The sequence below is a fragment of the Achromobacter veterisilvae genome (genome assembly GCF_037619525.1).
GTDB classification, from domain to species: Bacteria; Pseudomonadota; Gammaproteobacteria; order Burkholderiales; family Burkholderiaceae_B; genus Achromobacter; species Achromobacter veterisilvae.
Genome location: NZ_CP148753.1, coordinates 2432079 through 2444686, shown reverse-complemented (window position 1 = coordinate 2444686; position 12608 = coordinate 2432079). Strand labels below are relative to the sequence as shown.

Genomic DNA, 12608 nt, shown 5'->3' with positions numbered 1-12608 from the left:
CTGAAAGCGCTTTCAAACATGAAGCGAAAAACCCAACCGATCTCGGGCGACACGCTGAAATCGATTGCCGCCAGCGGAGGCATTTCCTCGGCCACCCTGTCCCGCGTGCTGAACCATCCGGAAAAGGTGCGCCCCGACCTGCGCGCGCGCGCCATGGCCCTGCTTGCCGAAGCCGGCTACGTCCCGCACGGCGCGGCCCGTTCGCTGGCCTCGCGCAAGACCCGCACCATGGGCGCCATCATCCCCACCGTGGACAGCGCGCTGTTCGCCAAGCTGGTCGACGGCATGCAGCAGACCATCCACGAACACGGCTACCAACTGCTGCTGGCCAGCACCAACTACAGCCCGGCCCGCGAAGCGGGCGAAGTGCGCGCGCTGATCGAGCGCGGCGTCGACGCCATGATGCTGGTGGGCCGCAGCCGCGATCCCGAGCTATACGAGTTGCTGCGGTCCAAGGGCATCCCCTTCGTCACCACCTGCCACTACGACGCCTCCGAACCCTGGCCGATGGTCGGCTGGGACAATGCCGCCGCCGCGCAGCGCATCGCGGGCTATCTGCTGGACATCGGCCACCGCCGCCTGGGCGTGATCGCCGGCGTTTCCAAGGACAACGACCGCGCCGCGGACCGGGTCGCCGGCTTCGCCCGCGCGCTGCAGCGCCGCGGCATCGACCTGCCGCCGCAATACGTCATCGAAAAACCCTACACCGTGCCGGAGGCCCGCCGCGCCATGGCCGCGCTGCTGCGCCTGCCCGAGCCGCCCACCGCCGTGATGTGCGGCAACGACATCCTGGCCTACGGCGCCCTGCAGGAATGCCTGTGGCAGAACCTGCGCGTGCCCGAGCAGATCTCCATCACCGGTTTCGACAACATCGAAATGGCCGCGCACTGCCGGCCCGGCATCACCACCCTGAACGTGCCGGCCTTCGAGCTGGGCCAGCGCGCCGCGAACATCCTGCTGGCGGCCGACGCCGACACGCCGCCGGAAAACGTCTGCATCGAACTCGAACTGATCGTCCGCGATACCACCGCGCCGCCCCAGAGCAGCACCGGCGCGCGCCACAACAGTTAAGTCCACCGGAAGAGAGCCCCATGGAAAACACCGAAACACCCCGCATCGCATTCCTGGGCCTGGGCGTCATGGGAAGCGCGATGCTGCGCAACCTGGCCGCGCGCGGGTATGCAGTCGCAGGCTACGACGTCGTTCCCGCCGCCATGGACCGCCTGGCCGACACCGGCTTCCGGCGAGCCGCCACGCCTCGCGACGCGGCGCTGGGCTGCGACGTGGCCATCACTATGCTGCCCACCTCCTCCCACGTGCGCGAGGCGCTGTTCGGCCCGGACGGCGCGGCCACGGGACTCAACCCAGGCGCCCTGGTCATCGAAATGAGCACGGGCGACGCCGTCGAAACCGACCGCATCGCGGCGGACCTCGCCGCGCGGGGCCTGCGCTGCATCGACGCCCCCGTCGGGCGCACCCCGCGCGAAGCCGCGCAGGGCAAGGCCCTGATCATGGCGGGCGGCGCCCAGGCGGACTTCGACCAGGCGGCCCCGATCTTCGCGGCCATGGCCGACGAGATCGTGCACGTGGGCGGTTTCGGCTCCGGCATCCGGCTCAAGCTCGTCAACAACTACATGTCCATGGTCGGCATGGTGCTGACTGGCGAGGCGCTGATGTTCGCCGCGAAGCTCGGCCTGGACCGCGCCACCGTGGTCAAGGTGCTGTCCAACACCACGGCGGGGCGCGGCCAGCTCTTGACCAACTTTCCCGGCAAGGTCCTGGCCGGCGACATCAGTCCCGACTTCCCCATGCGCATGGGCTACAAGGACATCAATCTGGCGATGAACCTGGCGGCTTCCGTGGGCGCCCCCCTGGGGCTCGGCGGCTATGCCCGCGAGATGTTCGCGCTGGCCAAATCCTGGGGCAGGCAGGAACAGGACTGCACCGCCATGCTGCTGCTGCTCGAAGACGTCGCGCACCTGGAGCGCGGCGCCGCGCTCCCGTGAGGCCACGCCATGAGTGAACACATCGCAACCTTGCCGGCGCGCCGCCCGCGCGCCTCGCGCCGGCGCGTCACCGTCGGGGTCGCCGCCGTGGCGATCGCCTTCGCCGCCTGGTGGGCCGTCTCGGCCCTGGGCCTGGTCAACGGCGCGCGCTTTCCCACGCCCGCCACCACCTGGCAGGCCGCCGTCCAACTGTCGCGGGACTCCGGCTATGCCGGAGGCACGCTGTTCCAGCATATCGGCCACAGCCTGCGCCTGGTGTTCCTGGGCTTTCTGGTCGCCATTTCCACCGGCGTCCCGCTCGGCCTGCTGATGGGCTTCAGCAAGCGCTTCGACGCCCTGATCGGGCCGGTCTTCTCCTTGCTGCGCCCGATTCCGCCGCTGGCCTGGATTCCGCTGGCCATTCTCTGGCTGGGGCTGGGCGACTCCGCGAAGATCTTCCTGATCTGGGTGTCCTCGTTCACCCCGGCCGTCATCAATACCTACGCCGGCGTGCGCAACATCGATCCCACGCTGATCGAAGCGGCGCGCGTGCACGGCGCGGGCGGCCCGGCGCGCATGCTGCGCGAAGTGCTGGCGCCGGGCTCGCTGCCGATGATCTTCACCGGCCTGCGCCTGTCGCTGCAGACCGCCTGGATGACCCTGGTGGCGGCCGAACTCATCGGCGCCTTCATCGGCCTGGGCAAAGTGCTGGACACCGCCGCGCTGGACATCCGGCCGGGCATGATCCTGTACGCCATGATCTGGGTGGGCCTGCTGGGCGCGGTGATGACGCGCGGACTGGAATGGATCGAAAAAAGGGCACTGCCATGGCTACCCTGACGCGCACGGCGGGAGACGCGCCCGCCCTTAATTTCGGCCTGTCCTGCCTGGGCCTGGCGGGCTTCTTCCTGGCCTGGCACCTGCTGAGCGTGGGCGGCCTCTTCCCGCCCAACTACCTGCCCGGGCCGCTGGCCGTGCTGCGGACCATCGTGCAGTTCAGCGGCGAGCCCTATTCCGGCGCTACGCTGTGGACACACCTGGGCGCCAGCCTCTACCGCTTCGCCTGCGGCTTCCTGCTGGCGGCCGCCATCGGCATTCCGCTGGGCCTGCTGATGGGCTGGTACCGCTGGCTGGACGACATCGTCAGCCCGTTCTTCGACGCGCTGCGCTTCGTGGCGCCCATCGCCTGGGTGCCGTTCGCCGGCCTGTGGTTCGGGACCGGCATCGGCGGTCCGACCCTGATCATCTTCGCCGGCGCCTTTCCCCCCTGCCTGATCAGCGCCTACCGCGGCGCCAAGTTCGTGGACACGCGCCTGCTCGAGGCATCCCGCACCCTGGGCGCCAGCGGCCCGCGCATCGTGGCCGAAGTGCTGCTGCCGGCCTCGCTGCCATCCATCCTCGCGGGCCTGCGGGTCAGCGCCGGAATCGGCTGGCAATCGCTGGTGGGCGCGGAACTGATCGTGGTGGGCAACGGCATCGGCTACATGATGGTGCAGGGCCAGCTCAACATCGCCACCAACATCGTCATGGCCGGCATGATCGCCATCGGCATCGTCGGCATCTGCATCGACGTGGCGCTGCGCACTTTTGAAAAGCGCCTGAAGGCGCGCTGGGGACGCTAGATGAACCAGGAAACAACGGAAGGCGCGCTGTCGGTGGTGGTCACCGGTGGCGCCAGCGGCATCGGGGCGGCCGTGTGCCGGCGCGTGGTCCAGGCGGGCGGCCACGCCGCCATCCTGGACCTCGACCATGACGCCGCCGCCGCGCTGGCGCGGGAACTGGGGCCGCGCGCCGCGGCCGCTCCCGGCGACGTGCTCGACGAGGCCGGCCTGCGGGCCGCGGACGAAGCGCTGGCCGCCCGCCTGCCGCCGATCACGGGGCTGGTGAACTGCGCCGGCATCGCGCAGGTGCCCACCCCGATCGAAGACTATCCGGTGCAGGAATGGGCGCGGGTGGTGGATTCACACCTGAAAGGCACCTACACGGCCTGCCGCGTCTTCGGCTCGGCCATGGCCGCGCGCGGACGCGGCGCCGTCGTCAACGTGGCATCGGTGCTGTCGTTCCGCCCCGGCCCGGTCCTGGCCTACGGTCCGGCCAAGGCCGCCGTGGTGAACCTGACCGAGGCGCTCGCCGTGCAGTGGGCGCGCCAGGGCGTGCGCGTGAACGCGATCGCGCCCGGCTGGACCGACACGCCGTTCCTCAGGCCCAAGGAGCGGCAGGGCGAACGCGACATGACGCCCATCCTGCGCGCCACGCCGCTGGGCCGCCTGATGCGGCCCGAAGAGATCGCGGAAGTCGTCTTTTTCCTGCTGTCCCCCGCGTCCGCCGTCGTCACCGGCGCCACCATCCCCTGCGATGGCGGCGTCATCGCAGGATCGGGATGGGCGCCCTACGGCGGCTTTCCTCAAGCCGGGTGACCGGAGGCCAGCCCCGCGCTGTCCAGGATGGCGGCGCGGAACTCCGTCATCAGGGGCGACCAGGTGGTGGCGTGGCGCGAAATCAGCGCAATGTGGCGCTGCAAGGGCCTGCCCAGGACGACCGGCAGCACCGCGATGTTCCGGTCCGCGGCCAGGGCGCTCTGCGGCGCGACGGCCAGCAGTTCGGATCGAGCCAGGAGTTCGAGCGTCCCCTTCGAGAAATGCTCGACCTCCAGCGCGGCCGCCGGCAGGCCCAGGCCGGCCTCGGCATAGCGAGCGTCCAACGCCTTGCGGGCGACGGAGGTGGACGCGGGCAGTATCCAGCGCTGGCCCTGTAGATCGTGCAGCGACAGTTTCCTGCGCGCGGCAAGCGGGTGCTTTCGGCTCGCGGCCACGCATAGCCGGTCTTCGATTATGGGCTCCTGCCGCAGCGCCGCGGGCACGTCGGCATAGACGGGCGCCACCGCCAGGTCCAGCCCGCCGCTGGCGACCCGTTCGTTCAGGTCGTCCGACAGCCCTTGCGTCAACTGGATGCGCAGGGCGGGCCGGCGCGGCAGGAGCAGCCGCAGCGCCGGCATCACGAAGCTGTCCACCGTCGCTCCCGTCGCCCCTACGCGCAGCAGCCCCGCCTCCCCGACCCGCAATTCCATGGCGTGCCTGACCGCGTCGCGGTATTCCGCCCAGAGCTTCCTGGCATGCTCCAGGAACACCAGCCCGGCCGACGTCAGCCGCAGGCCGCGTCCGCTGCGGTCCAGCAGCGCCAGGCCCGTGTCCGCCTCCAGGCGCTGCAAGGACTTGGACAGCGCGGGCTGGCTGACATCGCATGCGGCCGCGGCCCGGCCCAGGTTGCCGTGCTCGACGGCGGCCAGGAAATACTCGATGTCCCGCAGCGAAAGATTCATGAACAATATTTATGTTTATCCATACTTTCAGGAATATAACGCCGCAAACCTCCCCCTAGAATTCCTGGCCTATACCCGAAGACAAACGGAAGGCGCAGCGCATGGACAAGAAGCCCAACATCGTACTGATCGTGGCCGACAACCTGGGATGGGGAGAACTGGGCTGCTACGGCGGCGGCGCCTTGCGCGGCGCCCCCACGCCCCACATCGACCGGCTGGCCGCCGAAGGCCTGCTGCTGCAGAATTTCAACGTCGAAAGCGACTGCGTGCCCACGCGCTCGGCGCTGATGAGCGGCCGCCACCCGATCCGCACCGGCTGCCTGCAATCCGTCCCGCCGGGGCTGCCGCAGGGGCTGGCGCGCGACGAGATCACCCTGGCGCAGCAGTTGTCGGCCCAGGGCTACGCCACGGCGCACTATGGCAAATGGCACCTGGGCGACATCCCGGGCCGCTACCCGTCCGACCGCGGCTTCGACGAGTGGTACGGCATTCCGCGCACCACCGACGAAAGCCAGTTCACGTCCTCGATCGGCTTCGATCCGTCCGTCGCCGACATCCCCCACATCATGCAGGGCCGGGCAGGCGAGCCTTCGGAGAACGTCAAGGTCTACGACCTGGACACCCGCCGCGGCATCGACGCCGAGCTGGTCGACCGCTCCATCGGGTTCATGCGCAGGCACGCCGAGACGAGCCGCCCGTTCTTCCTGTACCTGCCGCTGGTCCACCTGCACTTCCCCACCCTGCCGCACCCCGACTTCGCGGGGCGCACGGGCGCCGGCGACTTCGCGGATTCCATGGTGGAAATGGACCACCGCGTCGGACAGATCGCCCAGGCCGTGGACGAACTGAACCTGCGCGACGACACCGTCTTCATCTTCTGCAGCGACAACGGCCCGGAATTCCGCAAACCCTACCGCGGCACCGCCGGCCCCTGGAGCGGCACCTACCACACCGCCATGGAAGGCAGCCTGCGCGTGCCTTTCATCATCCGGTGGCCCGGCAAGGTGAAACCGGGACAGGTCTCCAACGAAATCGTCCACGTCACCGATCTGTACGCCACGCTGTCGCGGATCGGCGGCGCTCCCATCCCGCAGGACCGGCCCATCGACGGCATCGACCAGACCGACTTCTTCACCGGCGCCAGCCCGGCGTCGCTGCGGGAAGGCTTCCTGTTCTACATCAAGAACGAGCTTCGCGCGGTCAAATGGCGCGACTGGAAACTGCACTTCTACTGGGAGCCGGAAGTCAATGAGGGCAAGGGCAAGCTGGAATCCCCGTACCTGTTCAACCTGAAACAGGATCCCAAGGAAGAAAGCGACATCCTGATCTTCAACACCTGGGTGCTCGGCCCCATCCTGAAAATGGTGCAGGCGTTCAACCAGTCGTGCATCGCGCATCCGAATACCCCGCCGGGCAAGCTGGATCCCAGTTGACGTCCAGGCGGACCGACCGACAGAAAAACACCAGGGGAAAGAAATGAAGTTCACTATCCGTTGCGGCGCGTTGCTGCTCGGCGCCGCCGCATCCGCCAGCGCCGGCGCGGCGGACGCCAGGCTGGACTGGCCCGCCAAACAGATCACGTGGGTGGTCGGCTTCGTGCCTGGCGGCACGGCAGACGTCCTGACCCGCATCGCGGCGCAGGAACTGGCCCGGCAAAGCGGCCTGAACGTTGTCGTGGAGAACCGTCCCGGCGCCGCGGGCGCCATCGCCCTGCAACTGGTGGCGCGCAGCAAGGCCGGCGACGGCTACCTGCTGACCGTGCCGGGGCCGCTGATCTACCCCACGCCCCAGCCCGAGATCGGCCGCGAATTGTCGCCCGTCATCCTGATGGCCCAGGGCCCCATGGTCATCGTCGGCCCCGCCAAGGACGCGCGGGCGTCGCTGCAGGACGTGCTGGAGGACGCGAAGCGGCGGCCCGAAGCCTGGAGCTACGGCAGTTCCGGCAATGGCACTTCGCAGAACCTGGCTGGCGAACTGCTGAACCAATACGCCGGCACCCGCATCGTCCACGTGCCCTACAAGGGCGGCGGGCAGGCCGTGGCGGATGTGGCCGGCGGCCAGATTCCGCTGGCCATCCTGGGGTCGGCTCCGGTCATGCCGCAGATCAAGGCGGGCACGCTGAAGGCCTACGCGGTCACGACGCCCTACCGCCTGGACAGCCTGCCCGGCGTGCCGACGGTGGAAGAGTCCGGATTCAAGGGCTACGCGGCCACCCAGTGGTTCTCGGTCGCGGCCGGCAACGCCATCCCCGCGGCGCAGCTAAAGCAGGTGAACGCGGCGCTGCAGGCCGCCATCCGCGCGCCCGAATTCAAGGCCGCCGTCGACAACGCAGGCATGGTCGCGGGCGGCGGCTCTCCGGAAGAGCTGCAGGCGTTCATCCGGGCGGACAGCGCCAAATGGAAGAAGCTGCTGGACAGCGGCGCGGTCAAGCTGGAGAACTGATCCCGGCCCGCGACCCGCCGGAATCCCGCACGCGCAGCGCGCCGTCAGAAGGTCACCTTGACCGATGGCGCGCTGCGCCGCGCCTCGCCGTGGAATACCGCTTCGATGTTGTTGCCGTCCGGATCCAGGACGAAGGCCCCGTAATAGCCCGGGTGATAGTCCCGGAAGCCGGGCGCCCCGTTGTCCTTGCCGCCGTGGTCCAGCGCCGCCCGGTAGAACGCGTCCACCATCGCCTGGTCCCGCGCCTGGAACGCCAGATGATGGCGGCCCGTCAACTGCCCCAGCGCGGCCTTGCTGTCCGCCGTGGACACGAACAGTTCGTCCACCCAGAAATAATCGTCGCCGGCGCCGCCCATCGGCACCTTCAAGGCGTCGAAGACCGCCTGGTAGAACCGCTGGCTGGCGGACAGGTCCCGCACCACCAGTTGAATGTGGTCGATCAGCCGGCCACGATGGATTTCATGGGTCTGCATGAGACGCTCCTGTAAGAGGGGTGCGTTTGACTATAACGTCCGCTCCTGCGCAGGCGCGCAACAAGGCGCAACGCCGGCGCGCCCGGACGCGAAACCCGATTGCCCCGCGTCCGCGCATACCATAAAATGCGAAACACTCTTATTTGCATTTAGGCTGCGACCATCAGCCCCGGGAGAAACCCATGGAAGCTGACAACTGCGATCCGCGGCAACAAGTCCACACGCTTTACCGCGATCATCATGCCTGGCTGCAACTCTGGCTGCGCCGCCGCCTGGGCAACGTCAGCGACGCCGCGGACCTCGCGCACGACACCTTCGCCCGCATCCTGGATTCGCGCCTGCCCGCCGTCCTGCACGAGCCGCGCGCCTACCTGACCACGGTGGCGCGCGGCATCCTGGTCAACTGGTACCAGCGCCGCGCGCTGGAACAGGCCTATCTGGAAGCGCTGGCGCAGTTGCCCGAGGAACAGGCGCCCTCGCCCGAGCGCCAATTGCTGATCCTGCAGACCTTGCATGAAATCGACGCCATGCTCGACGCCCTGCCCGCGCCGGTGCGGCGCGCCTTTCTGCTCTCGCAGATCGAAGGCCTGACCTACGAAGCGATCGCGCGCGAGATCGGCGTTTCGCTCATTACCGTCAAACGCTACATGGCCCGCGCCTTCAAGCAGTGCCTGGCCTGCATGGAATAGCCCATGAGCGCCCTGGACAACGCCATCCTCGATGAAGCCGCCGAGTGGCTGGTCGTCATGAACGCCGGCGCCGTCTCGGCCGAGGACCGCCAGGCCTGGATGGCGTGGCGCGCGCGCAGCGCCACGCATGAACAAGCCTGGCAGCGCGCCGAACGGCTGATGGGCGCCTTCGGCGGGATTCCCGCCGCGCTGGCCATGCCGGCGCTGGACCGGCCGCACTCGCGCCGCGCGGCCCTGGCCAAGCTGGCCGCGCTGCTGGCCGTGGCGCCGGCGGCCTGGGGCGCCTGGCGCTGGTCCGAGAACGAGGGCTGGACCGCCGACTACCGCAGCGCCACCGGCGAACGGCGCGAACTCCGCCTGGCCGACGGCACCCGCCTGATGCTGGACACGGCCTCGGCCGTCGACGTGCGCTACGACGCCGGGCAACGCCTGGTCGTGCTGCGCGCGGGGGGGATCTACATTGAGACGGCCGGCGATCCCCGGCCCTTCGAGGTTCATACGCGCGACGGCAGATTGCGGGCCCTGGGCACGCGGTTCACAGTGCTGCAACAGGACGGCCAGACCCGGCTGGCCGTGCAGGAAGGCGCCGTGCGCATCGCCACGGACCAGGACGCGCGCATCGTGAACGCCGGCGAGCAGGCCGCCTTCTCCGCGCGCGGCATCGGCGCCGCCGCCGCGCTGGACCCCGCCGCCACCGCCTGGACGCGCGGCATGCTGCTGGCCGACGGCATGCCGCTGGGCGACCTGGTTGCCGAACTGGCCCGCTACCGCAAGGGCGTCCTGCGCTGCGACCCCGCCATCGCCGGCCTGCGCGTGTCCGGCACCTTCCCGCTGGCCGACACCGACCGCACGCTGGCCATGCTGGCCGCCACCTATCCGGTGGCGGTCGCCTCGCGCCTGGGCGGCTATTGGATCACGCTGGGTCCTGCCTGAAGCGCGGCGGGGCCCGGCGCCGTCACCACCGGTACGTCACGTTGGCCACCACGCTGCGGCCCGCGCCCAGCAGGCACGCATTGTTCAGGAAGCAGCCCGCGACGTAGTACTTGTCCGTCAGGTTCCTGACATTGAGCGCGGCGCTCAGGCCCTTCAAGGACGGATCGGCGCGGCCGAAGTCGTAGCCCACCATCGCGTCCACCAGCGTGTAGGCGGGAACCTTGAAGGTGTTCTGCGCATCGCCGAAGGTGGTGCCCGTGTAGCGCACGCCCGCGCCCAGCGTCAGGCCCTCCAGCGCGCCGCCGGCCAGGGTGTAGTCCGCCCACAAGGACAGAAGATGCCTGGGCACGCGCACGGGCACCTTGCCCTTGTTGCTGATGCCGATGAAATTGGGATTGTCCTCCGTCACTTCCACGTCGTTGTAGGTATAGGAGGCGATCAGGTTCAGGCCCCGCACCGGGCGCAGCACGCCCTCCAGTTCGATCCCGCGCGAGGTCACTTCCCCTTCCTGCACGCTGAACGACGTATTCTGCGGGTTGGGCGTCAGCACATTCTGGCGCCGCAGGTCGAAGGCGGCCAGCGTGACGTAGCTGTCCGAGCCCGGCGCCTGGTACTTCACGCCCACCTCGTATTGCTTCGCCTTTTCCGGCTTGAACTGCGCGCCGTTGATGTCGGTGCCCGTCAGCGGAGAGAAGGATTCGCTGTAGCTCACATAGGAAAAGAAGCCGCTGTCGAAGGCATACCCCAGGCCGGCACGGCCCGTGAAATCTTCGGCGGCACTGTCGGTGCGCGTGTCGAGCAGCCGGTTCCGGGTACGCTGGTCGACCCAGTCGTAGCGGCCGGCCAAGGTGGCGACCCAGTTGTTCAGCTTGACCTGGTCCTGCAGATACAGGCCCAACTGGCGGCTGCTTTCATCCGTGCTCAGCAGCGACGTGTAGCGCGACGTATCGATGCTGACGCGCGTGGGATGGTAGATGTTGATCGGCGGCGCGTCGCCCGTCTGCGTGTCGGCCGTGCGGCGGGTGTATTGGTAGTCCAGCCCCGCCAGCACGGTATGGTCCAGCGCGCCCGTGACGAATTTGCCGACCAGCCGGTTGTCCACCGAGTACGTGTCGCTGTCGTAGTCGCGCAACTGGTAATAGCGCGCGATGTCCGTGTCGTCGATCACCCCGCTGTTGCGGAAGAGCTGGTCTTCATAGCCCTTGAAATGGCCGTAGCGGAAATTCTGCTGGAACGTCCACGCGTCGGAGAAGGCGTGGCTCAATTCGTAGCCGATGTTGCTCAGCTCGCCCTGCTCCTTGTCGAAGCCCGGCTCGTTGACGGAGCGGTGCCGCGGCACCCGGCCATTGGGATTGGAACCGTCCAGCACCGAATACGGCAGGTTGCTGGTGAACAGGTTGCGGTTCTTCTGGTACGACGCCAGCAGCGTCACCGACGTGCGCGCGCTGGGCGCCCAGGTCAGGCTCGGCGCCACGTACACCCGGTCGTCCGGAATGCCGTCGATATTGCTGTCCGCGTTGCGGCCCAGCGCCACCAGCCGGTAGGCCAGCGTGCCCTGCGCATCGGCCACGTCGCCGATGTCCATCGAACCCTGGATCCGGTCATTGCTGCCCGTGGACAGGCCGACCTCGCGGTGCGACTCGAACAACGGCCGCTTCGACACGAAATTGACGATCCCGCCCGGCGAACCCTGGCCGTACATCACGGAAGACGGCCCCTTCAGCACCTCGATGCGGTCCATGCCGTAAGGCTCCGGCGCGAAGTACCCGGTATTGCTGTTGCGCAGGCCGTCCGTATAGGCATTGGCGGAGATCTGCTGGAAGCCGCGCACCATCAGCGTGTTGTCGGTGGGATTGTCCCCCGCCACGTTGGCATAGACCCCGGCGGTGTAGCTCAGCGCATCGCTGACGGTCTGCGCGCCCTGCACCGCCATGCGCTCCTGCGTCACCACCGAAATCGACTGTGTCGTCTCCATCAGCGGCGTGGCGGTCTTGGTGGCGGTCGTGGCGCCGCCCACCAGGTACGGATTCGTGCCGGCGTAGCCGGCCGCCCCCGTCACCGTGATCGCGGGCAGCGTCGCCGCGTCGGACACCGTCTTGCGCAGCGTATAGCTGCCATCGGCGCGCGCCGCCATCTCCAGCCCGCTGCCCGCCAGCAGCCGCCGCGCCGCTTCCGCGCGGCTCAATTCGCCTGATACGCCCGGGCTTTGCAGGCCATCGGTCCAGGACGGTTCGAAGGCCAGCGAAATTCCCGATGCCAGCGCAAAGCTGGCGATGGTCTTGCCCAAAGGACCGGGCGGAATGTCATAGACCTGGCGGGCGTGGATGCCGGCGGGAGACTGGGGAGCCTGGGCGTAGGCCGAGGCGGCGGCCAGGGAGCCGGCCAGCACGGCCAGGGAGATCGCGCGACGGCGCCGGGCGGAGGGGGAACGCATGGGTAGAGCCTCTCGAACTGGGGTGGATGCCTTGTATGCCAGTCGAGAAGGGAAAAGGTATCACCTTCGGATGGAATTTTTTTGGAGTGGGCGGTTTTTTTGGTGCGAACCAGCGGCCGGGATGGTGACGCCCACGTCCGCCTGTGCCGGACCTGAAGCGCGCCGATGTCCGATTCATCGATTTCGGCTCGCTCCGGCGCGCCCAGATCGAGGCGCTGTTTGCCACCGCGGGCCCCAGAATCTTGTCGTTGCCGACAAGATTCCGGGGCGGCTGAGGAACGACCTCGGACCGCATTCTCGTCGATAAGCCCTTCCGGAACAGGCCATAGGCCG

The 12608-nt window shown here is 68.6% G+C and carries 12 protein-coding genes; 9 read left to right on the top strand and 3 right to left on the bottom strand.

What is annotated here, in order from left to right:
- The first annotated feature begins 18 nt into the window (after positions 1-18).
- The 5 genes from WHX56_RS11295 to WHX56_RS11275 are packed head-to-tail and all read left to right on the top strand — an operon-like array spanning position 19 to position 4402.
- Positions 19-1071 (top strand): substrate-binding domain-containing protein, encoded by a 1053-nt coding sequence (locus WHX56_RS11295; RefSeq protein ID WP_338881246.1) that lies wholly within the window; start codon positions 19-21, stop codon positions 1069-1071.
- Positions 993-2006, top strand: a complete 1014-nt coding sequence (locus tag WHX56_RS11290) for an NAD(P)-dependent oxidoreductase (protein WP_338881768.1) — start codon at positions 993-995, stop codon at positions 2004-2006. Before WHX56_RS11295 ends, WHX56_RS11290 begins: the two co-directional genes overlap by 79 nt.
- 9 nt (positions 2007-2015) lie before the next feature.
- Complete coding sequence (locus WHX56_RS11285) at positions 2016-2825, top strand: ABC transporter permease (RefSeq protein WP_129239550.1); 810 nt, start codon at positions 2016-2018, stop codon at positions 2823-2825.
- Positions 2813-3607 carry an ABC transporter permease gene (locus WHX56_RS11280; protein WP_338881245.1) on the top strand — a complete coding sequence of 265 codons (795 nt, stop codon included), beginning with the start codon at positions 2813-2815 and terminating at the stop codon, positions 3605-3607. The genes WHX56_RS11285 and WHX56_RS11280 overlap by 13 nt, the downstream gene beginning before the upstream one ends.
- Positions 3608-4402: an SDR family oxidoreductase gene (locus tag WHX56_RS11275; RefSeq protein WP_338881244.1), complete on the top strand. Its 795-nt coding sequence runs from the start codon at positions 3608-3610 to the stop codon at positions 4400-4402.
- On the opposite strand, the gene WHX56_RS11270 is transcribed toward WHX56_RS11275, so the two are convergent.
- The gene (locus WHX56_RS11270; RefSeq protein ID WP_129239553.1) at positions 4390-5304 is read right to left on the bottom strand and encodes a LysR family transcriptional regulator; all 915 of its coding nucleotides are present in this window, start codon (positions 5302-5304) and stop codon (positions 4390-4392) included. The genes WHX56_RS11275 and WHX56_RS11270 overlap by 13 nt on opposite strands.
- 101 nt (positions 5305-5405) lie before the next feature.
- On the opposite strand from WHX56_RS11270, the gene WHX56_RS11265 reads away from it, so the two are divergent.
- Together WHX56_RS11265 and WHX56_RS11260 are read left to right on the top strand one after the other, a co-directional pair.
- Positions 5406-6737 carry an arylsulfatase gene (locus WHX56_RS11265; RefSeq protein ID WP_338881243.1) on the top strand — a complete coding sequence of 444 codons (1332 nt, stop codon included), beginning with the start codon at positions 5406-5408 and terminating at the stop codon, positions 6735-6737.
- A 43-nt stretch (positions 6738-6780) separates the two neighbouring features.
- Positions 6781-7746: a tripartite tricarboxylate transporter substrate binding protein gene (locus WHX56_RS11260; protein ID WP_129239555.1), complete on the top strand. Its 966-nt coding sequence runs from the start codon at positions 6781-6783 to the stop codon at positions 7744-7746.
- A gap of 44 nt (positions 7747-7790) precedes the next feature.
- Here the strand turns inward: WHX56_RS11260 and WHX56_RS11255 are convergent, their stop codons facing one another.
- A complete protein-coding gene (locus WHX56_RS11255) occupies positions 7791-8219 on the bottom strand; it encodes a VOC family protein (protein ID WP_338881242.1) in 429 nt (142 codons plus the stop codon).
- 182 nt (positions 8220-8401) lie between these two features.
- Here WHX56_RS11255 and WHX56_RS11250 point away from each other — a divergent pair, with 182 nt between their 5' ends.
- Positions 8402-8908 carry a sigma-70 family RNA polymerase sigma factor gene (locus WHX56_RS11250; protein WP_338881241.1) on the top strand — a complete coding sequence of 169 codons (507 nt, stop codon included), beginning with the start codon at positions 8402-8404 and terminating at the stop codon, positions 8906-8908.
- Between the two features lie 3 nt (positions 8909-8911).
- Entirely contained in the window at positions 8912-9841 is a 930-nt protein-coding gene (locus WHX56_RS11245; protein WP_338881240.1) for a FecR domain-containing protein, read from the top strand.
- 22 nt (positions 9842-9863) lie between these two features.
- On the opposite strand, the gene WHX56_RS11240 is transcribed toward WHX56_RS11245, so the two are convergent.
- Positions 9864-12275 (bottom strand): TonB-dependent siderophore receptor, encoded by a 2412-nt coding sequence (locus WHX56_RS11240; protein ID WP_338881239.1) that lies wholly within the window; start codon positions 12273-12275, stop codon positions 9864-9866.
- Between the last annotated feature and the right edge of the window lie 333 nt (positions 12276-12608).

Bases quoted from the DNA above. Each gene is read 5' to 3' on its own strand.
- WHX56_RS11270 (WP_129239553.1), bottom strand. From the start codon at position 5,304: ATGAATCTTTCGCTGCGGGACATCGAGTATTTCCTGGCCGCCGTCGAG.
- WHX56_RS11275 (WP_338881244.1), top strand. From the start codon at position 3,608: ATGAACCAGGAAACAACGGAAGGCGCGCTGTCGGTGGTGGTCACCGGT.
- WHX56_RS11255 (WP_338881242.1), bottom strand. From the start codon at position 8,219: ATGCAGACCCATGAAATCCATCGTGGCCGGCTGATCGACCACATTCAA.
- WHX56_RS11295 (WP_338881246.1), top strand. From the start codon at position 19: ATGAAGCGAAAAACCCAACCGATCTCGGGCGACACGCTGAAATCGATT.
- WHX56_RS11260 (WP_129239555.1), top strand. From the start codon at position 6,781: ATGAAGTTCACTATCCGTTGCGGCGCGTTGCTGCTCGGCGCCGCCGCA.
- WHX56_RS11285 (WP_129239550.1), top strand. From the start codon at position 2,016: ATGAGTGAACACATCGCAACCTTGCCGGCGCGCCGCCCGCGCGCCTCG.
- WHX56_RS11265 (WP_338881243.1), top strand. From the start codon at position 5,406: ATGGACAAGAAGCCCAACATCGTACTGATCGTGGCCGACAACCTGGGA.
- WHX56_RS11240 (WP_338881239.1), bottom strand. From the start codon at position 12,275: ATGCGTTCCCCCTCCGCCCGGCGCCGTCGCGCGATCTCCCTGGCCGTG.
- WHX56_RS11280 (WP_338881245.1), top strand. From the start codon at position 2,813: ATGGCTACCCTGACGCGCACGGCGGGAGACGCGCCCGCCCTTAATTTC.
- WHX56_RS11245 (WP_338881240.1), top strand. From the start codon at position 8,912: ATGAGCGCCCTGGACAACGCCATCCTCGATGAAGCCGCCGAGTGGCTG.
- WHX56_RS11250 (WP_338881241.1), top strand. From the start codon at position 8,402: ATGGAAGCTGACAACTGCGATCCGCGGCAACAAGTCCACACGCTTTAC.